The organism is Pseudoduganella albidiflava (genome assembly GCF_004322755.1).
GTDB classification, from domain to species: Bacteria; Pseudomonadota; Gammaproteobacteria; order Burkholderiales; family Burkholderiaceae_D; genus Rugamonas; species Rugamonas albidiflava.
This window is the reverse complement of record NZ_CP036401.1, coordinates 2,513,219-2,535,403: the sequence shown is the minus strand read 5'-3', so window position 1 is coordinate 2,535,403 and position 22,185 is coordinate 2,513,219. Positions and strand designations below refer to the sequence as shown.

13 protein-coding genes are annotated in these 22,185 nt (G+C 66.7%); 8 read left to right on the top strand and 5 right to left on the bottom strand.

Features of this window, described 5'->3' with window-relative positions:
• The first annotated feature begins 120 nt into the window (after positions 1-120).
• Complete coding sequence (gene gudD / locus EYF70_RS10635; RefSeq protein ID WP_131145366.1) at positions 121-1,461, top strand: glucarate dehydratase; 1,341 nt, start codon at positions 121-123, stop codon at positions 1,459-1,461.
• Between the two features lie 9 nt (positions 1,462-1,470).
• On the opposite strand, the gene EYF70_RS10630 is transcribed toward gudD, so the two are convergent.
• Both EYF70_RS10630 and EYF70_RS10625 read right to left on the bottom strand, forming a co-directional pair.
• Positions 1,471-3,060, bottom strand: a complete 1,590-nt coding sequence (locus EYF70_RS10630) for a methyl-accepting chemotaxis protein (protein ID WP_131145365.1) — start codon at positions 3,058-3,060, stop codon at positions 1,471-1,473.
• Between the two features lie 130 nt (positions 3,061-3,190).
• Positions 3,191-3,445, bottom strand: a complete 255-nt coding sequence (locus tag EYF70_RS10625) for a hypothetical protein (RefSeq protein WP_131145364.1) — start codon at positions 3,443-3,445, stop codon at positions 3,191-3,193.
• A gap of 48 nt (positions 3,446-3,493) precedes the next feature.
• Here EYF70_RS10625 and EYF70_RS10620 point away from each other — a divergent pair, with 48 nt between their 5' ends.
• From EYF70_RS10620 to EYF70_RS10605, 4 genes are all read left to right on the top strand, one after another.
• The gene (locus tag EYF70_RS10620) at positions 3,494-4,537 is read left to right on the top strand and encodes a glycosyltransferase family 9 protein (RefSeq protein WP_131145363.1); all 1,044 of its coding nucleotides are present in this window, start codon (positions 3,494-3,496) and stop codon (positions 4,535-4,537) included.
• Positions 4,534-5,592, top strand: a complete 1,059-nt coding sequence (locus EYF70_RS10615) for a glycosyltransferase family 4 protein (RefSeq protein ID WP_165497618.1) — start codon at positions 4,534-4,536, stop codon at positions 5,590-5,592. Before EYF70_RS10620 ends, EYF70_RS10615 begins: the two co-directional genes overlap by 4 nt.
• Before the next feature lie 150 nt (positions 5,593-5,742).
• On the top strand, positions 5,743-6,876 hold the full coding sequence (lldD, locus tag EYF70_RS10610; RefSeq protein WP_131145361.1) for an FMN-dependent L-lactate dehydrogenase LldD: 1,134 nt from the start codon (positions 5,743-5,745) through the stop codon (positions 6,874-6,876).
• A 569-nt stretch (positions 6,877-7,445) separates the two neighbouring features.
• Positions 7,446-10,559, top strand: a complete 3,114-nt coding sequence (locus tag EYF70_RS10605) for an alpha-1,6-glucosidase domain-containing protein (protein ID WP_229420805.1) — start codon at positions 7,446-7,448, stop codon at positions 10,557-10,559.
• A 124-nt stretch (positions 10,560-10,683) separates the two neighbouring features.
• On the opposite strand, the gene EYF70_RS10600 is transcribed toward EYF70_RS10605, so the two are convergent.
• Positions 10,684-10,911: a hypothetical protein gene (locus tag EYF70_RS10600; RefSeq protein WP_131145359.1), complete on the bottom strand. Its 228-nt coding sequence runs from the start codon at positions 10,909-10,911 to the stop codon at positions 10,684-10,686.
• Between the two features lie 247 nt (positions 10,912-11,158).
• On the opposite strand from EYF70_RS10600, the gene ppc reads away from it, so the two are divergent.
• Entirely contained in the window at positions 11,159-14,002 is a 2,844-nt protein-coding gene (ppc, locus tag EYF70_RS10595) for a phosphoenolpyruvate carboxylase (RefSeq protein WP_131145358.1), read from the top strand.
• Between the two features lie 45 nt (positions 14,003-14,047).
• Here the strand turns inward: ppc and EYF70_RS10590 are convergent, their stop codons facing one another.
• On the bottom strand, positions 14,048-17,026 hold the full coding sequence (locus EYF70_RS10590) for a TonB-dependent receptor plug domain-containing protein (protein WP_131145357.1): 2,979 nt from the start codon (positions 17,024-17,026) through the stop codon (positions 14,048-14,050).
• 650 nt (positions 17,027-17,676) lie between these two features.
• On the opposite strand from EYF70_RS10590, the gene EYF70_RS10585 reads away from it, so the two are divergent.
• Entirely contained in the window at positions 17,677-18,333 is a 657-nt protein-coding gene (locus EYF70_RS10585; protein ID WP_229420804.1) for a PEP-CTERM sorting domain-containing protein, read from the top strand.
• A gap of 521 nt (positions 18,334-18,854) precedes the next feature.
• Complete coding sequence (locus EYF70_RS31590; RefSeq protein WP_229420803.1) at positions 18,855-19,511, top strand: PEP-CTERM sorting domain-containing protein; 657 nt, start codon at positions 18,855-18,857, stop codon at positions 19,509-19,511.
• 115 nt (positions 19,512-19,626) lie between these two features.
• On the opposite strand, the gene EYF70_RS10575 is transcribed toward EYF70_RS31590, so the two are convergent.
• A complete protein-coding gene (locus EYF70_RS10575) occupies positions 19,627-22,107 on the bottom strand; it encodes a P-loop ATPase, Sll1717 family (RefSeq protein ID WP_131145355.1) in 2,481 nt (826 codons plus the stop codon).
• Positions 22,108-22,185: the final 78 nt, after the last annotated feature.

The window sequence follows — 22,185 nt, the reverse complement described above, 5'->3', positions numbered from 1 at the left end:
ATTAGTGATTCGGTGGAATCAGCAATTGGTTTGTTCTTGAATTGATCAGCCTTTAAGATCGCTTCAAGCAAAGCCGGGAAAGACCGTCCCGGCAAGTTCCACCACTCACTGGATATCACCATGACCACCACCGTTTCCGGCGCTCCCACCGTCACCGACATGCGCGTCGTGCCCGTCGCGGGCCAGGACAGCATGCTACTCAACCTCTCCGGCGCGCACGGCGCCTGGTTCACGCGCAATATCGTGATCCTGACCGACAGCGCCGGCAATACCGGCCTCGGCGAAGTGCCGGGCGGCGAGAAGATCCGGCAGACGCTGGAAGATGCCCGCCAGCTCGTCGTCGGCAAGAGCCTGGGCGAGTACAACAACATCCTGAACGCCATGCGCACCACGTTTGCGGAACGCGACGCGGGCGGGCGCGGCCAGCAGACCTTCGACCTGCGCATCACGATCCACGCCGTGACGGCCATGGAGTCGGCGCTGCTCGACCTGCTGGGCCAGTTCATGAACGTGCCGGTGGCCGACCTGCTGGGCGAGGGCCGCCAGCGCGACAAGGTGGAAATGCTGGGCTACCTGTTCTATGTGGGCGACCGCAACAAGACCAACCTCGACTACCGCGCCGAGCCGGATGCGGGCGACGCCTGGTTCCGCCTGCGCAACGAGGAAGCGCTGACGCCGGAAAGCATCGTGCGCCTGGCCGAAGCCACGCGCGAACGCTACGGCTTCAATGACTTCAAGCTCAAGGGCGGCGTGCTGAGCGCCGATGCGGAAATGGAAGCGATCGTCGCGCTGCACGAGCGCTTCCCGCAGGCGCGCGTGACGCTCGATCCGAACGGCGCCTGGTCGCTGAAGGAAGCGGTGCGCGTGTGCCGCGACAAGCACGGCATCCTGGCCTACGCGGAAGACCCGTGCGGCGCCGAAAACGGTTTTTCCGGCCGCGAGGTGATGGCCGAGTTCCGCCGCGCCACCGGCCTGCCGACCGCCACCAACATGATCGCCACCGACTGGCGCCAGATGGCGCATTCGATCCAGCTGCAATCGGTCGACATCCCGCTGGCCGACCCGCACTTCTGGACCATGCAGGGTTCGGTGCGCGTGGCCCAGCTGTGCCAGATGTTCGGCCTGACGTGGGGCTCGCACTCGAACAACCACTTCGACATCTCGCTGGCGATGTTTACCCACGTGGGCGCCGCCGCGCCAGGCAAGGTGACGGCGATCGACACGCACTGGATCTGGCAGGACGGCCAGCGCCTGACGAAGGAACCGCTAAAGATCGAGGGCGGCTTCATCGGCATTCCGCAAAAGCCGGGCCTGGGTATCGAGCTCGACGAAGCGGAACTGGAAAAAGCGCACCAGGCATACAAGAACATGGGCCTGGGCGCGCGCGACGACGCCGCAGCCATGCAGTTCCTCGTGCCGAACTGGCGGTTCGACAACAAGAAGCCCTGCCTGGTGCGCTGACCGCGCGGTTCAGCGCAAGGCCGGCAGCGACTTGCCGGCCGGTGCCGTCACGGCCACGACGCGGAATTGCTGCACCAGGGTGGTGAGCACCTGCGCCTGCTGCCGCAGCGATGCCGACGCCGCGGCCACCTGCTCGACCAGCGCGGCATTGTTCTGCGTATCGCGCTCCAGGTCGGCCACCGCATCGTTCATCTGCGCGATGCCATCGGTCTGGGCATGCGAGGCGTCGCCGATGCGCGCCATCAGCGCGCTCACGCCGCCCACCCGGTCCAGCATGCCGCCCATGGTGGCTTGCGCGCCGGCGGCCAGGTGGGTGCCTTGCCCGATGGTCGCCACCGATTCGCCGATCAGCGCCTTGATCTCGCGCGCCGCGGTGGCCGAACGCTGGGCCAGCGCCCGCACTTCGCCCGCCACCACCGCAAAGCCGCGGCCCTGTTCGCCGGCGCGGGCCGCCTCGACGGCCGCGTTCAGCGCCAGGATATTGGTCTGGAAGGCGATGCCGTCGATCACGGCGATGATGTCGACGATCCTGGCCGCCGAGCGGCTGATGCCTTCCATCGTGGTGCTCACTTGCGCGATGGCGCTGCCGCCCTGTCCCGCCACGTCCGCCGCGCCCTGCGCCAGCCGGGCGGCGTCGATGGCCTGGCTGCCGTTGATGCGCACGGTCGTGGCCAGCTGGTCCAGCGCTGCCGCCGTTTCCTCCAGCGTGGCGGCCTGGCGTTCGGTGCGGCGCGATAAATCCAGGTTGCCATGCGCGACTTCCACCGAGGCCGCATCGATGGCCGCCGCCGCATCGCGCACGCCGCCGACCGTGACCGCCAGGCGGCGCGCCATCTCGTTCAGCGCATCGAGCAGCTGGCCCACCTCGTCGTGGCGGCCATGGCGCAGCGTGCCCGTCAGGTCGCCTTCGGCGGTGCGCTCGGCAAACGCGACGGCATCGCGCAGCGGCCGCACGATGCTGCGCGTGAGCAGCAGCGCCAGCACGGCGCCGGCCACCAGCGCGGCCAGCCCGAGGCCGCCCAGCAGCACGCGCATCGCCGCCAGCGTGGCATGCGAATCGTCCGACACCTGGCGCGCCGCGCGGGCCTGGTGCGCCAGCAGCGCGTCGAGCGCGCCCATGTAGCCGGCCAGGCGCGGCTCGAAGTCTGAAGCGATCAACGCGTCGACCTGCTGGGTGCGGCCCATTTCCTTCTGGTTGAAGATCTCGTCGCGCGCGGCGCGGAAACGCTGCTGCTGCCGGTGCAGCGCGTCGATCACCGCCAGTTCGCCGGCATCGCCCCGCAAGGCCGCCAGCTGCCGCTCCAGCCGCTGCGTGACTTTCTCGCCGGCCGCCAGTTGCGCCATGAAGGCGTCGCCCACTTCCAGGCTGTCGCTGCGCGCGATCGACAGCGCACGCAGCGCGTTGAGCTGCTCGCTGGCGCGCAGTTCGATGGCCAGGCGCTGCCGCGCCAGCTTGTCGTCGACCAGCAGGTCGGCATTGCCGGCCACTTTCTGCAGCGACCAGAGGGAAGCGAGGGTCACCATCGCCAGCATGGCGAGGATGGCGGCGAAGGCGGCAACGACGCGGGCGCCGGTGTGGCGGCGGAAGATGTTCGGCATGGCTTGGGTCGACTGGCAAAAACGGACACGGGGCCGGCAACGGCGTACACACGCGGCCGGCGGCTTTCAGACGGCGCCCATTGTAGGAAGCGGGTATGACGCCAATGTGACATCTGGCAACATTTCATACTCATTGGCATTTTTCGACGGCCGCGCCGCCATTGCCGGTAATGCGCCTGACATAATCGATGCGTAGGCTGTCGAATACATCGTGCACGCCGATGGTGCAATGTCGCGCCTGTACCGGAACGCATGGCGGGTCAAAGGCGGTAATGCGGTGTAAAGATGCCGATTCATCGAGAACAGAATGGCGCAATGCCGTTACAATACGCGTTCGCCATCCGTAAAATACGCGCCTGCGCCCCGCCGCATTGCACAGGTCCATTACGTCGTTCAATTGCTGGCAGAATAAAGAGAGACCAGAAGTCCGGTAATGCCTTCCGAATCATCACGCATCCTCATTTGCCGCACCGATAATATCGGTGACGTCGTGCTCACCCTGCCGCTGGCCGGGTTTCTCAAGCAGCATATTCCCGGTGTCGAGGTCGACATGCTGTGCCGCGCCTATGCCGCGCCGGTGGCACGCTGCAGCGCCTTCATCGACCGGGCACTTGCCCTGGAAGAGCTGGACATCGAGCGCTTCTTCCAGGAACAGGCGTACGACACCGTCATCTTCGCGTTTCCGCACCGGGCCCTGGCCGCCGCGGCGCGCCGTGCCGGGGTACCGAACCGCGTGGGCAGCAGCCACCGCCTGCATCACTGGTGGAACTGCAACCGGCTGGCGCACTTCACCCGGGCACGTTCGCGCCTGCACGAGGCCCAGCTCAACTTCGCGTTGTTGAAACCGCTCGGCATGGACCACCTGCCGCCCCTGCCGGAAATCGTGCCGCTGTATGGCTTGCAGGCGCCGCATGGGCCGGACATCGCTGAACTGTTCCGCCCGGCGCCGTTCAACCTGGTGCTGCATCCGAAGTCGAACGGCAATGGCCGCGAGTGGCCGCTGGCGCGCTACGCCGAACTGACGGCCAGGCTGGCCGGCGATCCGGGCATCGCGATCTGGATCACCGGCAGCCGTGCCGAGGGCGAACTGCTGGCGCGCGAAGCGCCGGCCCTGCTGGCCAGCCCGAACGTGCGCAGCCTGTGCGGGCGCTACGACCTGGGCGGGCTGGTGTCACTCATCGGCATGGCGGACGGGCTGATCGCCAGCGGCACCGGGCCGCTGCACATATCGGCAGCACTGGGCCGCAATACGCTGGGCCTGTTCCCGCCGGTGCAGCCGATCGACATCGCCCGCTGGGGCGCACTCGGCGCGAACGCCACGTCGCTGTGCGGTGCCCGGCAATGCGACACCTGCACCGGCGCGCAGGCCTGCACCTGCATGGCCGCGATCAGCGCGGCGCAGGTGGCGGACGTGGTGCTGCAATGGCGCGACGGGTCCGCGGCACGCCATGCCGACCGCTTCGCCGAGGAGCCATGACGCCGCGGCTCCTGATCACGCTCGACTCCATGCGCCACGAGAATACCGGCCTGCATACCTTCGGCCGGAGCCTGGGGCGCGAACTCGTCAGGCAAGGCGCCGGCGCGTTCGACATGAGTGCCTACACCTATCCGCCGCAGCACGGGGTGCTGGGCGAGCAGGCGTCCTATGTGCCGCATCACAGATACCACCGCTGGTATTTTCCGCGCAGCGCCCAGTTCGACATAGTGCACTTCGCGGACCAGTATTGCCGCTTCGGCCCCGCGCGCGTGCGCGCCAGGACGGTGATGACCGTGCATGACCTGAACCAGGTGCATGAACATCCGGCGGGCAGCCGCAAGCTCGCGCGATACCTGCGCCGCATGGCGCGCAAGATCGCCGGTGTCGACCGGGTGGTGGCGATCTCGGAGTTCGTCAAGGCCGACATCCTCCGCTGGTTCCCCGAAGCGGACGGGAAGATCTCGGTGATCCACAACGGCGCCGATGCCAGCCGCGCCCCGGATGGCCACCAGCCGCATTTCAAGCCGCCCGGCCGCTTCCTGTTCACCGTCGGGATGGTGTGCCCGAAGAAGAATTTCCACGTGCTGGTTCCCCTGCTGCGCGGCACCGGCTACACGCTGGTCGTCGCCGGCGTCGTCAAGGAAGGCTACCGCCAGAAGATCCTGGAGGAAGCGGCGCGCTTCGGCGTGGCCGGCCAGGTGGCCATCACCGGCCCGGTGAGCCAGTACGACAAGGACTGGTATTACGCGCACTGCGAGGCCTTCCTGTTCCCGTCGCTGGCCGAGGGCTTCGGCCTGCCGGCGCTGGAAGCGATGCACCACGGCCGGCCGGTGTTCCTGTCGCGCCTGACCAGCCTGCCGGAAGTGGGTGGCGAGGCCGCCTGCTACTTCGATCACTTCGATCCGGACCACATGCGCGAGGTCTTCAGCGCCGGCATGGCACGCTTTGCCGACGGCGATGGCGCCCAGCGTGCCCGCGCGCACGCTGCCCGGTTTACGTGGGAAAGAGCGGCGCGCGCCTACCTCGACCTGTACCGGCAATGCCTGGCGGCCTGAATCGCCGTCCCGCCAGATGCGTTCTCTCATCATATTGACTACACGGACGCGCGTGCGGCACTAAAATCGATCGTTTCGTGACAATTCCTGCTTGCCGGGCGACCGGCGCTACCGCATGCATGCCATGGGGATCAACCCACTACCGACCACATGATCATTTCTTCCGCGACCGATTTCCGCGCAGCCGCACGCCGCAGGCTGCCGCCCTTCCTGTTCCACTATCTCGATGGCGGCGCCGGTGCCGAGCAGACGATGGACGCCAACATCGCCGACCTGCAGCGCGTCAAGCTGCGCCAGCGCGTGCTGAAAGGCTCGGAACAGCTCGACCTGTCGACGGAATGGTTCGGCACCCGCCACGAACTGCCGATCGCGCTGGCTCCGGTGGGGCTGACCGGCATGTATGCCCGGCGCGGCGAAGTGCAGGCGGCGCGCGCGGCCTGCAAGTGCGGCATCCCCTTCATCCAGTCGACGGTATCGGTCTGTCCGCTGGCGGAAGTGGCCGCCGCGGCGGACAAGCCGATCTGGTTCCAGCTGTACGTGCTGAAGGACCGCAGCTTCATGCGCGACGTGCTGCAGCGCGCCAGGGCGCTGGGCGCGACCACGCTGGTGTTCACGGTCGACATGCCGGTGCCGGGCGCGCGCTACCGCGATGCGCACAGCGGCATGAGCGGACCGAACGGGCCGCTGCGGCGCATGCTGCAAGCCATCGCGCACCCGCGCTGGGCCTGGGACGTCGGCCTGTTCGGCCGCCCGCACGACCTGGGCAACATCTCGGCCTACCGCGGCCATGCGACCGGCCTGGCCGACTACATCGGCTGGCTCGGCGCGAACTTCGATCCGGCGATCGGCTGGCAGGACCTGCAGTGGATCCGCGATGAATGGCAGGGGCCGATGATCATCAAGGGCATCCTGGAAGCGGACGATGCGCGCGATGCGGTGGCGTTCGGTGCCGACGGCATCGTCGTGTCGAACCATGGTGGGCGCCAGCTCGACGGCGCCCTGTCGACCGCCAGCGCGCTGCCCGCGATCGCCGAGGCGGTCAAGGGCAAGACCACCATCTTCGCGGACGGCGGCGCGCGCACCGGCACCGACGTGTTCCGGCTGCTCGCCCTGGGCGCCGACGGCGTGCTGCTGGGCCGCGCCTTCGTGTACGCGCTCGCCGCACAGGGCGAGGCCGGTGTCGCCAGGCTGCTGGCCATCCTCGAAAAGGACATCCGGACCAATATGGTGCTGACCGGCGTGAAATCCGTGCGCGAGATCGGCCCTCACCTGCTGGCGCGCTAACCTAGCTCCCCCGTCCCCGAATGTTGCCAACAATCGGGGACGGTCCCCGAATTTTGGCAATGTTTCCTGAAACCGGGGTCTGACCCCGGTTTCGGGCAACACCGTTGTTTTACAACCAGCCCAGCAATGCGGCTCGCTGCGTAAGTCGCTGATTTTACTCATGTTGCCAAAAATCGGGGACTGTCCCCATTTTTTGGCAATGTTTCCTCAAACCGGGGTCTGACCCCGGTTCTCGGCAACACCGTTGTTTTACGACCAGCCCAGCAATGCGGCTCGCTGCGTAAGTCGCTGATTTCACTCATGTTGCCAAAATTCGGGGACTGTCCCCGAATTGTGGAAATATTTCGCTCCCTCAACTTTTCTCCGTGTGTCGTGCCGCTCCGCGTCGGCCCGGTCGCGCCTGTCGAGTGCCTGTAGTGAAAATAAAACAACAAGACTCACCGGGCGCATTGCGGCATGCAATCTCAGTAGTATTATTACAGGGACCTGGCTAGACGGGTGGCGGCTGCCGCCCGCGCCTCGTGCCTTCGATAACAACGACAGGGAGACACATGAACATCGGAAGTAGTTTGATTTCACATTGGCGCATCGCCATCGTCGCGGCCAGCGTGCTGGCGGGTTGCGGCGGCGATGCGGCGGACGGCCAGCAGAGCGCCGCCACGCCGCAGCGCCAGGCCAGCGCGGTAAAGGCCGCCAGTGCCGCCACGCCCGTGGCACCGGGCACCATCCGCATGCATTTCCACCGCATCCAGGGCGACGAAGCCCAGTGGGGCGTGTATTCGTGGGACGGCCCGCTGCACCCGAGCCCCGCCTGGATCACGGGGCGCTTCATGTTCGCCAGCCGCGATGCGTTCGGCGGCTATGTCGACATCCCGCTGGCGGCGGGCAAGACCGCCATCCAGTTCCTCGTCACGGACGGCAACGGCACCAAGAACTGTTCCGCCGACCAGCAGGCCGCGCTGCGCCCGGACGTGATGACGGCCGGCCAGGAAGTATGGATGCTGGAAGGCGACTGCACCGTGCATGACAGCCAGCCGGCCCTCAGCTTCGGCAACCTGGGCAGCGCCAAGGCGCACTGGCTGTCCGCCACCACGCTGGCCTGGCCCGGCGCGCCGGCCAACGCCACCTATAAACTGTTCTACGCGACCCATGGCGGCCTGGCGCCCACGCCCGACGCGACGACCGGCCTGGCCGGCGCCGAAGGCAGCCTGCCACTGCAGCCGGCCGCCCTGCCGGAGGCCATCCGGCAGAAGTTCCCGCACCTGGCTGGCGCCACCGGCCTGCGCCTGGCCGCGGCCGATGCCACCGTTACCAAACTGGCGAGCCTCGCCAGCGCCCAGTTCGCCATCGCGCAATTCGGCGCGGATGGCGCGCTGGTGCAGGTCACCTCGCTGCAGCAGGCCGGCATGCTCGACGACGTGTTCGCCGCGCGCGCCAGCGATGCGCAGCTGGGCGTGACATTCGACCGCCAGGGCGTGCCCACCTTCCGCGTGTGGGCGCCGACCGCGAAGGCCGTGCAACTGGACGTCTATGCCAGCGCCACCGCCGCCAGCGCGAACTCGGTGCCGATGACGCGCGATGCCGCCAGCGGCGTCTGGTCGTACACCGCGCCGAATGCCTCGTGGACGAACACCGCCTACTACACCTACACGGTGCAGGTGCTGTCCCGCTGGGCCAACAACACGCTGGTGACGAACACGGTGACCGATCCGTATTCGCTGAGCGTGTCCGCCAACAGCAAGCGAAGCTTCGTCGCCAACCTCGACAGCCCGCGCCTGAAGCCGGCCGGCTGGGACCACCACCAGATCCCGAAGCTGGCCGCCGCCACCGACATCGCGCTGTACGAATTGCACATCCGCGACTTCTCCGCGTCGGACGATACGGTGCCGGCCGCGCACCGCGGCAAGTACCTGGCCTTCACGGACACCGAAGCGGCGCCGATGCGCCACCTGAAGTCGCTGCAGAAGGCCGGCATGACCCACGTGCACCTGCTGCCCAGCTACGACTTCTCGAGTGTCGACGAAACCGCCTGCGTGACGCCGGCCATCCCCGGCGCGGCCGCCGACTCGACCGCGCAGCAGGCCGCCGTGGCCGCCACGCGCGACACCGACTGCTTCAACTGGGGCTACGATCCGGTGCACTACAACACGCCGGAAGGCAGCTACGCCACCAATGCCGCCGACGGCGCGGTGCGCGTGCGCGAGTTCCGCGCCATGGTGCAGGCCCTGCACGAAGCCGGGCTGCGCGTGACGCTGGACGTGGTGTACAACCACACCAGCCAGTCGCAGCAGGGTCCCCTGTCGGTACTGGACCGCATCGTGCCCGCCTACTACTACCGCCTGGGCGCCGAGGGCAATATCCTGAACGACAGCTGCTGTGCCGACACGGCGCAGGAAAACGCCATGATGGCCAAGCTGATGATCGACTCGGTGGCACTGTGGACGAAGCAGTACAAGATCGACAGCTTCCGCTTCGACATCATGGGCTTCACGCCGCTGGAGCTGATGAAGCGCCTGCAAGTGGCCGCCGACAGCGCCGCGGGCCGCCCGATCTACCTGTATGGCGAAGCCTGGAACTTCGGCGCGGTCGGCAACGACGCCCGCTTCGTGCAGGCGCGCCAGGCCAATATGTTCGGCACCGGCATCGGCTCGTTCAATGACCGCATCCGCGACACGGTGCGCGGCGGCGGCTGCTGCGACACCGGCGCGGCGCTGGTCGACCAGCAGGGCTTCATCAACGGCGCCGGCCTCGACCCCAATGGCCAGTCGACGCAGACGCGCGACGATACGCTGCGCCTGGCGGACCTGGTGCGCGTGGCACTTTCCGGCACGCTGCGCGACTACCGCTTCGTCGACCGCTTCGGCAACCTGCGCAGCAACGCCGAGATCGACTACTTCGGCCAGCGGGCGGGCTTCGCCGGCAGTCCGGCCGAGACCATCAACTACGTCGAGGCGCACGACAACCAGACCCTGTTCGACGTCAACGCGCTGAAACTGCCGCAGGCCACCCGGCCGGCCGACCGCGTGCGCGTGCAGACGCTGGGGGCGGCCATCAACATCCTGGCGCAGGGCGTGCCGTTCATCCATGCAGGACAGGAGATCCTGCGTTCGAAGTCGCTCGACCGCGACAGCTACAACGCGGGCGACTGGTTCAACCGCCTCGACTACAGCTATGCGTCGAACAATTTCGGCGTGGGCTTGCCACTGGCGGAAAAGAACGAGGAAAGCTGGCCGCTGATGGCGCCGGTGCTGGCCAATACGCTCATCAAGCCGGATACACAGGCGATCCTGGCGGCGAAAGGCGGATTCGAGGAATTGCTGGCGATCCGCCAGAGCAGCACGCTGTTCCGGCTGCGCACGGCCCAGGATGTGATCGACCGCCTGAAGTTCCACAACACGGGCCCCGCACAGGTGCCGGGCGTGGTGGCGATGAGCATCTCGGGCGCCGAGCCGAGGCCGTACCCGGGCGCGAAATACAAGCGGGTCGTCGTGCTGTTCAACGTGGACAAGGTGGCCAATACCGTCACCATTCCGGAACTGCAGGGCCGCAAGCTGAAGCTGCACGATGTGCAGCGCTTCGGCAGCGACGCGGTCGTCAGGGCTTCGGCCTACGATCCGGGCGCGGGCAGCTTCACGATCCCGGCGCGCACCACGGTGGTGTTCGTGCAGCACGCCAGCGACTGACCGTGACCGGGCGCGCCATCCAGGCGCGCCCCATGCCGGCGCCGGCGCCCGCAGGGCGAACCGCGCGCCGGCGCCGCCCGGCTCAGTCCAGGCGCCTCAGCCCAGCCACCTCAGTCCAGCCGCTTCAGTCCAGCCGTTTCAACCGCTGGCCGTGGATGCCCCACCGGCAATCGGTGCCATCCACGTTACCGCACAGGGCCCAGCCGGTGCCGATCTTCGCCACGGTGACCGGCGTGCCCAGTTCGGCCGCCAGCTTCGCGGCCCAGCCCGCGGCGGCCCCCTGCCCCTTGAACAGTTCCTTCCCGTCGTAGAGGACGGTCGCATCGAATACAGGCATGGCGAATACAGTCATTGCAGTCTCGGTCAACAGGGAAAATGACATCCTACCATTCACGCCCGGGACCTGCGAAGCAACTCCGCGGGCCGCTGGAGCCTGGTCGGACGTACAAGTTTTCGATGTGGAACGTCAAGTATTTTTGAAAGTAGTCTGACTACATGTAGTAATTTTACGAAAATAAGCCTATCTCGCTGAAACTTGCTACAATCGTCAGCGGCCCACCGGGGCCATGACATTCCCATAACTCTTCACATCGAACGATATGCAAAATCGCGCCCTCCACGCCACCGCCGACCATGCCTCGCCCTTTTCTCCCCTTGCGCCGGACCAGGACAAGGATGGACCGCTGAAGGAAGACATCCGCCTGCTGGGACGCCTGCTCGGCAACGTGATCCGCGAACAGGAAGGCGACGCGGTGTTCGATGTCGTGGAGGCGATCCGGCAGAGCGCCGTGCGTTTCCGCCGCGAAGACGACCATGCCGCCGGCGCCGAACTGTCGGCCCTGCTGGCCAACCTGGCGCCGGAGCAGACCAATGCCGTGGTGCGCGCGTTCTCCTATTTCTCGCACTTGGCCAATATCGCCGAGGACCGCCACCACATCCGCCGCCGCCGCGCCCACCTGCTGGGCGGCTCGGCACCGCAGCCGTCGTCGGTGGCGTTTTCGGTGGCCCGGCTGAAGGATGCCGGCGTCGGCCGTGATGCGATCGCCGCGTTCCTGCGCGAAGCCCTGATCTCCCCGGTGCTGACGGCGCACCCCACGGAAGCGCAGCGCAAGAGCATCCTCGATGCCGGCCTGGCGATCGCCCGGCTGCTGGCCGAGCGCGACCTGCCGCTGACCCCGCGCGAGCGCGAACGCAACGTGCAGCTGCTGCAGGCGCGCATCGCCACGCTGTGGCAGACCCGCATGCTGCGCTATGAAAAGCTGACGGTGGCCGATGAAATCGACAATGCGCTGTCCTACTACCGCACCACCTTCCTGCGCGAACTGCCGGCCGTGTATGACGACGTGGAACGGGAAATCGCCCACGGCTTCGGTGGCGGCGCGCTGGACCTGGACGACGCCGACTACCTGCAGATGGGCAGCTGGATCGGCGGCGACCGCGACGGCAATCCGAACGTCAACGCGGCCACCATGCGCCACGCGCTGCTGCGCCAGTCGGCCACCATCCTCGAGTTCTACCTCGATGAAGTGCATGCGCTGGGCGCCGAGCTGTCCACCTCGACCCTGCTGGTGCCGGCCAGCGAGGCGCTGCTCGCGCTGACCCGGCAATCGCCGGACGACTCGCCGCACCGCAACGACGAACCGTATCGCCGCGCGCTGATCGGCATCCATGCGCGGCTGGCCGCCACGGCGCGCGAACTGGGCGCGGCGGCGATCCTGCGCAAGGAGCCCGGCGCCAGCGCGCCCTACCGCGACGCGGAGGAACTGCACGGCGACCTGTCGGTCCTGGCCGCGTCGCTGGCCGCCAACAACGGGGCCATCCTGGCCGAGCCGCGCCTGAACGGCCTGCTGCGCGCGGTGCGGATCTTCGGCTTCCACCTCGCCTCGCTCGACATGCGCCAGGGTTCGGACGTCCATGAAGCGGTACTGGCGGAGCTGTTCGCCCGTGGCGGCGTCGAACCGGATTACGCGGCGCTCGGCGAGGACGCCAAGGTGGCGCTGCTGCTGGGCGAACTGGCCAGGCCGCGGCTGCTGTTCTCGCCGTTCCTGGACTATTCCGACACCACCGCTTCCGAGCTGGAAGTGTTCCGCACGGCGCGCGAGCTGCAGCGGCGCCACGGCCAGCGGGCCATCCGCCACTACATCATTTCGCACACCGAGACGGTGTCCGACCTGCTCGAAGTACTGGTGCTGCAAAAGGAAACCGGCCTGCTGCATCCGGACGGCATGCGCGGTTCCGTCATGGTGGTGCCGCTGTTCGAGACCATCCCCGACCTGCAGCGCGCCGCCGCCATCATGGCGCAGTGGATGGCGTTGCCGCCGGTGGCGCAGCTGGTCGCGCACCAGGGCCGCCTGCAGGAAGTCATGCTGGGCTATTCGGACTCCAACAAGGATGGCGGCTTCCTCACCTCGAACTGGGAGCTGTACCAGGCCGAGCTGAAACTGGTGGACGTGTTCGCAGCCGCCGGCGTGCGGCTGCGCCTGTTCCATGGCCGCGGCGGCACCGTCGGCCGCGGCGGCGGCCCCAGCTACGAAGCGATCCTGGCCCAGCCGCCGGGCACCGTGAATGGCCAGATCCGCCTTACCGAGCAGGGCGAAATCATTTCGTCGAAATTCTCGAACGCCGAGATCGGCCGCCGCAACCTGGAACTGCTGGTCGCGGCCACGCTGGAAGCGGGCCTGCTGCCGGGTGGCGCTTCCGCCGGCCCGCAACAGGCGCCGCGTCTCGCCCTGTTCGAGGAGGTGATGGCCGAACTGTCGCAACGGGCGTATCACGCCTACCGGGGCCTGGTGTACGAAACGCCCGGCTTCACCGACTACTTCTTCGCTTCGACGCCGATCGCCGAAATCGCCGAACTGAACCTGGGATCGCGCCCGGCGTCGCGCAAGTCGACGCGGCGCATCGAAGACCTGCGCGCCATTCCGTGGGGGTTCTCGTGGGGCCAGTGCCGCGTGCTGCTGCCCGGCTGGTACGGCTTCGGCAGCGCGGTGTCCGGATGGCTCGGCGAAGACCAGGACGGCAAACGCCTGGCCACCCTGCAGGAAATGGCCCGGCACTGGCCGTTCTTCGCCACGCTGCTGTCGAACATGGACATGGTGCTGGCCAAGACCGACCTGGCGATCGCCTCGCGCTATGCGGCCCTGGTGCCGGACGAAGCGCTGCGGCAGCGCATCTTCGACCGCATCGCCGCCGAGCACGCGGCCACGGTGCACTGCCTGGAGCGCATCACCGGCAACGCCGAACGGCTGGTGCACAACCCGGCCCTGGCGCGCTCGATCACGAACCGCTTCCCATACCTCGATCCGCTGAACCACCTGCAGGTGGAACTGATCGGGCGCCACCGTGCCCACCCGGCCGCGCCGGAAGACCGGCACAACCGGGTGCACCGCGGCATCCACCTGTCCATCAACGGCGTGGCGGCGGGCCTGCGCAACACGGGCTGACGTTTTAGCCGACGTTTGGGCTCAGGACCGGGCAGGGGTCCGGGCTCAGAACGTCATGCGCACGCCGGCGCGGTAGGTGCGCCCGACCGCGTCGTAGATCGCCGGGTTGAGCGCCAGGCTCAGGTTCGTCTGCGGCACCAGCACGGGGTCGCGGTCGGCCAGGTTGTCGACCTTGAAGTAGGCGGTTACCCCCTTCGAGAAGTTCCAGGTGCCGCCCAGGTCGATATAGACCGCGCCCGGCATGTGGTTGTCGTAGATGGTCGGGTGCGCCGCGGTGGGCAGCGGGCAGTTGGTCTGGCACTCGATGTACTCGTTGTTGAACACGCCGGAACTGATCCACCGCTCGGTCAGCGTCAGTCCGGCCTTCCCGCCCAGCAGGCCGTCCCACGACTGCGACAGCATGGCTTTCCATTTCGGCGTGGCCCCGGTCATGTTGCCGGCGCCTTCGCTGGGCGTCGTGCCCGGCACGCCGGGATCGGAGATCGCGTGGATGGTGCGCGTCGCCAGGCCGCGCAGCGTCACGCTGCCGGGCATCCCGTAGTCCCCCATGTTGACGCGCCAGGCGCCCTCGATATCGACGCCGCGCGTGTGCAGCGAAGCGAAGTTGAAGCTCTGCGCCAGCACATAGTTGGTGCCGGCCGGGCCGTCGATCGATACGGCGGCGCACACTTCCTGGTTGCCGCCGTAGCACAGGTCCACTTCCTGCTGCGGATTGAGCGAGCTGATGACGTTCTTCACCTTGATGTCGAAGTAGTCGACCGACAGGCTCGCATTGCGTGCCCAGCCCGGCTGGCTCAGCACCACGCCGAACGAATTGTTGCGCGCCTTTTCCGGCTTCAGGTTCGGGTTGCCGACGTTGCGCTGCTGGATCTGGATCGACGAGCCCTGCGCATTGTTGACCGCCTGGTTGGTGACCGTCATCGCGGCATACAGCTCGGAGAGGTTGGGCGCGCGCACATCCGCGGAACTCACCGCGCGCAGCCGCAGGCCGTCGACCGGCGTCTTCCAGGTGGCGCCGATCTTCCACGCGCGGGCGTGGCCGGCCGTGCTGTACTTTTCCTCGCGGTCGGCGATATTCAGGTTGGCCTCGCCCCAGGTGGCCGATTTCAGGAACGGGATGTTCAATTCCACATAGGCCTCCTTGACGTTGAAGCTGCCCTGGCCATTGTGGTAATTGCCGGCGAACCAGTTGTCGCCCGTGGCCGACAGCGTCGGATCGAAGGGATGGCTCGGGCCGTAGGGCGACTCGTATGCCACGCCGGCGCCGTACGGGTCGCCATGCACGGCGTATTTCTCGCGGCGGTACTCGGCACCGAAGGCCATCGACACCGGGCCGGCCCAGCCTTGGGCCAGCTCGCCGTTGATGTTGATGCTGGCGACGTCCTGGCTCGAATCGGTGTGCTGCATCGGGCCGTTGCGGGGCGCGATGTAGTGCCAGCCCGCCAGGTCGATCGGCACGTCGCCGAAGATGTTGACCGGCTGGCAGCCGGCCGCGCGCGCCTCGGCGCTGCGGCACACCACCTGGCCGGTGGCCGGGTCCCTGACGGCATCGATGGCGAAGTTGTAGCGGCGGTTCAGCGTGATGTCGCGCACATGGATCACGGTGGTGTTCTCGCCGTGTTCCGCATAGGCGTCGTACGACCAGTCCCGCCCGAGCAGGGCGAACCTGCCGTCGGCGCCCACCACGAAGCGGCGCTGGGTGCGCGTCGGGTGCACGTTGATGTTGGCCGGGAACTGGGCGTTCGCGGTACCGACCGGCATCACGCCGTCCGGGTAGCCGGCGGCGCAGCCCGCCGCCACCGATGCGGGCAGGAAGGCGTTATCGCAGCGGATCGACAGGTTGCCCTGCTTGGCCGCGCCCGGGTTCGGCGAGAACGCCGACTTGACTTGCGCCCAGTTGACGGTGGCGTAGATCTCGTTGTTCCCGTCGAGATCCCAGGACACGCGGCCATACGCCACCTGCCGCTTGAAGTTCATCGCCAGGTTGGTGCCCGCGCCGACGCTGCCGGACCGGTCGCCGCCGATGCAGAAATTGCCGACGCAATCGGTGCCGTATTCGAAGGGGTACGGCGTGCCGCCGGGGCCGAACGCGGTACCGCGCAATGGCCCGGCGGTGATCAGGCCGTACTTCGCATACTGCACATGCTGGGCGTGCACGATGCTCCGGTAGCGCGGCGCGCCGGCCGCCTGCATCGCCCGGGTCGATTCCTGCAGGGCCGGATTGTTGTACCAGGTGCGGCCATTCGCGCCCACTTCGCCGAAGCCCGGCGAATCGATGCCGTTCTGCTTGGTGAACTCGCCGCTGGCCGTCACGTGCAGCCGGCCATTCACGAAGCCCTTGCCCCACGCGGCCTGCAGCGTGCCGCTCTTGTCGTCGTCATACTTCGTCATGCCGCCGGACACATTGGCCTTGAAGCCGGCGAACTTCTTGTCGGTGATGAAGTTGACCACGCCGCCGATCGCATCCGAGCCATACGATGCCGAGGCGCCGCCGGTCACCACGTCGACGCGCTTGACCAGCAGTTGCGGGAACTGGCTGACATCGGTGATGCCGGTGACGTTGGCACCGACCACGCGCTGGCCGTCCAGCAGGGTCAGCGTGCGGATCGTGCCCAGGCCGCGCAGCGACAGCGACGACAGGCCCTGGATGCCGCTGGACGTGCTGAAGGTATTCGTGGTGCGCCCCGTGCTGCCCTGCAGGGCCGGCAGTTCGACCAGCGATTCGAACATGTTGGGCTTGGCCGCCTTGTCGAAATCGGCGGCGGTCAGGCTGGTGGTGGGGGTCGGCTGCGTGAAGCCGCGCGCGGCGATGCGCGAGCCCGAGACGACCACGGTGCTGGACGGGGGCACCGGCGCGGTGGCGGGATCGGCTGGAGTTGCCTCCTGCCCGGCCTGCCGGGCGTCGCCGGGCTCGGCTCCGGCGGTCGCTGGCGCGCCGGCCTGGGCATGCGCGTGCGTCGACAGGATGCCGCAGGCACCGGCCACGGCGAGGTGAATCAATCTGCGTTGAAATGGGGTGTTCATCGGGTCTCCGTATTTTTTTGATGGGCCGCACCGCCGAAGCGGTGGGCCGATACCCGATGACATCTTGTCTGCTGGAGTGCCAGGTCCGGGAGCGGGCGGGTTGCGCCACGGTCCCGGGTCGCAGCGCTGGCCGTCGATGACGACGCCAATGCGACGACCGTATTTCCCCACTCCGGCGCTCTGCGGCGCACTGGACGATTCGTCGCGTCTCCGCGGATAGCTTCCCGCGGCGGCCTGACGATCAGTACACTCAATGTACGACGGTGCCTGGGTAGACCGCTAATCACTTTTTATGCGCTACCGATGCCGGAACGGATATCGCTTTACGATCGATACCCAGGCATGGAGCGTTGCAAGCTTCGATCATCATAAAGGCAGCGAAAACATGCCTGAAAGTCAAGTAATGTTTGCTGCTGGCGTAAATTTACAACAACAAATGTGACAGCGCCGTTACAACGGCTGAGCGCGGAACCCGCATGGACGCTATAGGTCATGACACTTGGTTACATGCATGTGAACGGACTCGACAAACGAACTGTATTAAGTTATTCCTAAGTTGTTGTTGTCAAGACAAGCGGCACGAGTACAGTAGAGCTGCACCCCGCCATAAGCGATGTGCCTTTCCTAACATACCTGTCAAGGAGTTCACTGTGCGTATTTCCCGCTTTGTATCGACCGCAATCGCTTCCGCAGTCCTGCTGTGCGCCGTCGGCGCCGCGCAAGCAGAAATCACGACATATACCAGCCAGTCCGCCTACCTGGCCGCGGTGGGTAACACCGGCGTCGATACATTCGATGACCTCGACGTGGATGCGTATGACGGTCCGCTGGACCGCTTCGCGGGCGACTATGCCTACACCGTTTCCGCAGGGCCCGAGTCGAGCACGCTGTACGGTGCAAGCGATGACTTTTCCGATGTCTGGCTGTCCTCGGACAATCGCCTTGACCTGATCTCGTTCGACGCCTCGAGCCCGATCGCCGGCGCCGGCGGCTTCTTCTTCGGATCGGACCTCTTCGGCTCGTCCACCCCGGCCGGGTACCTCGTGCTGACCGCCACCGACAGCACCGGCGCGACGGTATCGTACACGCTGGAGAACCCCGGCTTCGATTCATTCGTCGGCTTCGTGTCGACCGACGATCTGCTCACGCTGACGATGACGGCCGAGGACCAGCCGGGCGTGTGGGCCACTGTGAACGACCTGCACCTGTCGGTGGCGGCCGTGCCGGAACCAAGCACGTATGGCATGCTGCTCGGCGGCCTGGGCCTGGTTGGCTACATGGCGCGCCGCAAGGCAAAGAAGGCCTGAGTCCCATAGGCAGGCAGTGAACAACCGCGGCTGGCGCCGCGGTTTTCCTGCACGAAACCTGCCCTGTTCCCGGATGGCTTTCCGGCGGCGGCTGACGATCAGGGCACGCAACGCGCAAGGCGTCGCAAGTGGGCCGTCCATCACTTTTCATGTGCTGCCGATCGCGGAACCGGTATCGCAATGGCCAGGTCACACTGCATCGTCCACATTCCTGTCATGTTGCAAGCATCGCCCGTCATGAGAATGAGACGCAGATCCGTTTCGAAGTCAAGGATCGTTCGCTGATGGCGTAAATTTACAACGCCCGACTGTGACAGCTTCGTGAAAACGGCTGAGCCCAGGACCCGCATGAACGCTACATTTCATGACAATTGGTTACATGCGTATGACCAGCCTCGACAAATAAACTGAATTAAGTTATTCCTAAGTTGTTGTTGCCAAGACAAGCAGCAGGAGTACAGTAGAGCTGCACCCGCCATAAGCGACGTGCCTTTCCTAACATACCTGTCAAGGAGTTCACTGTGCGTATTTCCCGCTTTGTATCGACCGCAATCGCTTCCGCAGTCCTGCTGTGCGCCGTCGGCGCCGCGCAAGCAGAAATCACGACATATACCAGCCAGTCCGCCTACCTGGCCGCGGTAGGCAACACCGGCGTCGATACGTTCGATGACCTCGACGTGGATTCGTATGACGGTCCGCTGGACCGCTTTGCCGGCGACTATGCCTACACCGTTTCCGCAGGGCCGGAATCGAGCTCGCTGTGGGGTGCAAGCGATGACTTTTCCGATATCTGGCTGACCGGGGACAATCGCCTTGACCTGGTATCGTTCGACGCCGCCACCCCGATCGCCGGCGCCGGCGGCTTCTTCTTCGGGTCGGACCTCTTTGGCTCATCCACGCAGGCCGACTACATCGTGCTGACCGCCACCGACAGCACCGGCGCAACGGTATCGTACACGCTGAACACGCCCGACTTCGATTCGTTCGTCGGCTTCGTGTCGACCGGCGACCTGCTGACCCTGACGATGACGGCCGAGGACCAGCCGGGCGTGTGGGCCACCGTGAACGACCTGCACCTGTCCGTGGCGGCCGTGCCGGAACCAAGCACCTACGGCATGCTGCTGGGCGGCCTGGGCCTGGTTGGCTACATGGCGCGCCGCAAGGCCAGGAAGGCCTGAGTCCGCTAACCGGCACAGACACCCGCGGCTGGTGCCGCGGTTGCTGAAACCCGCGGCTCAGGCCGCGGTTTTTTTTTCGCGACAATATTCGTCCGATCGCCGCGGCCCGCCCGCGTCAGCTCCAGCAGCGCGTATAAATGCCGGGAATCTGGAACATGCGCACATGCCGGCCATCCTCGACGACGATTTCCGCCTCCAGGAATCCCAGCCGCTGCAGCTGTTCGATCTGCCTGGCACGCGGGCCGTCGTCGTCGTCGAACAGTTGCGCCACGTCGTCGAGCTTGAAGCGGGTGAACTTGCCGGCGCGGCAGTTCATGACGAAGCCCACCGCCACGCGGAAATCGGCCACCACTTCCTTGTAGCTGTGCTCCGATAGTTCCGTCAACGCGCCCACCACGCTGGCTTCGGAAAACAGCGGGATCGTGGCCACCGCGCCGCCATTGCGCACCTTGTCCCGCAGGATGTTCAGGAACAAGATGATCTGCCTGGGCGACACGCGCTTGTTGGCGTTTTCCAGCCCGTCGAACAGCCACTGGCGGAAGCTCTTGCCCTCGATCTCTTCCGGGAACAGCACGCGCAGCATCATGTCGGTGCGGGCGCCCGCGTCGTCGGCGAGCCTGGCGATGACGTCGCGGATTGCACCGATGCTGGCATTGCTGGCGGCGCGATCGACCAGCTGCGCAACCAGCCGGTCGGCCGACCAGCGCAGGCTGGCGGTGCGCGAAACGAACTTGTTCTTTTCCTGGATATCGTAGATCTCGAACAGGTCGTTGCGCAGCAGCACGGTAAGCCGGATCGCCTCTTTCTGCGACAGGTACGATTCCGCCAGCATCAATCCCTGCACCAGCGATTCCTGCACGGCGCGCTCGTACTTGTGCGACTCGTCGATCTGGTCGAAGATCACCACCATCGACTTGCCCAGCGCGACCAGCAGGGCGTCCGTGCTGGCCAGGAAGCCGACGATGTTCAGCGGGCTGCGCGAGCGGATGCCGCCGCCCAGCGCCTGGTCCACCGTGACCGGCCCCACGGTGAAACTCACCTTCTCCGGCAGGAAGGCCCTGAGGCCGGCCAGCAACGCGGCGCCGCGCGGCTCGCCGCGGATCTTCCCGCCCTGGTGGACTTCGCGCAGCAGGCGCCGCGCATCCCTGCCGTAGGCGGCCGCGCCCGGTCCCAGCGCGCCGGCCTGGTCCTGCAAGGCCTGCGCCGCCAGCGTGGCCACGTACAGCAGCCAGAAGGCCTTGAACTTTTCCGCGGAAGCGATGGGTTGGCTGACCGCCAGCGCCTGCAGGAAATCGTTGGGGTTCTGCGAACCCACCACCAGCACGTTGTCCGGCACCTGGCCGCCGATGTTCTCGCTCATCATGCGGAAGATCGCGCTCTTGCCGGCGCCACGGTCGCCCAGCACGATGGTTTTCTCGCGGCGCATGATGGGACCGACATCCTCGGGGATGGTGAAGCTGGTGCTGAACAGCTTGTCGCGTTCGGCCGCTTCGTCGCCGAAACCCAGTTGCGACAGCAGCACCGGCGTGCCCAGCACACGGTCGCGGATCAGGTTGGCCCGCAGTTCAGGCGTCTTGATCAAGAAGGTGTCCTGGTCGACGGTGACCAGACCCCAGTCCACCGCGTGGGCGGTCCAGGCATTGAACACTTCCTCGGGCAGCGCCGACCATGCCAGCAGGCGGGAGCGGGCCACCGGCTGCAGGATGGCGCAGGCCAGCAGGTAGCGTTCGCTGCGGGCCGCCGGCAGTTCATCGTCGATATTCGACAGGATGCTGTCGACATGTTCCGCCACCAGCCGAAAATCGGCGGCGAACGCTTCGCCACGGGCCATCCGCTGCGCGATGGCCGGGTCCAGGTCGGACCACAGCAGCACGTTCTTGATGGCCTTGGGGTGGCCGCGGGTTTCCCGGAACATCGCCGCCAGGCCTTCGGCATCCATCGGCGGCCTCTTCCGCCGGGCGAGATAGCGCTGCACGAGGGCGTCGGTCTCTTCCCGGGTCAGTTCGTCCAGCGAGACGAACCCGAAGCGCCGCGCCAGCCGCGTGTCGTCCCGGTGGACAGGACTGCCGGCCACCACGACCTGCAGCACTTCGCGCGGCACGCCGCCGGCCCAGTCGAGCAGGCGTTCGGCGGACAGCCGGTCGGCGATGCCGTCGACGCCGTCGAGCAGCATGAAAATGCGCTGGCCGGGCTCGACGATGCTTCCGGCAAGCTGGAACACCCGTTCGGACAGGCCCCGCATGTATGCCGCCGACAGCAGCGCGGAGCGGATCGACGACAGCTCGGCAATCCGCTCCTGGTCCACCGAGCGCGCTTGCAGCAGCAATTGCACGAAGGCCGACAGGACCTGCCCGACGACGTTTTCCGAGTCGGGCGAAAAAAGGTCCTCGAAGGCGACCACGTGGCCCGCGCCGCGCAGCTGCCTGGCCAGCATGCGCAGCGTGAGCGTCTTGCCCGAGCCGCGTTCGCCGGCCAGGAAGACGTGCGGCCGCTCCGGCGCGAACAGCAGGCCCTGGACCCGTGCCAGCACGGGCCGCTGGATCACGGTGGAGCCGAGGTTGTCCAGTGCGTCCTGATAGTCTCTGAGTGCGCTCATGGGGGCCACCTGGAAGGGAACGGCACGGCTGGGCCGCTGCGGCAAGCACCGGTCATCGACGGCGCTTGCGGCAAGCCG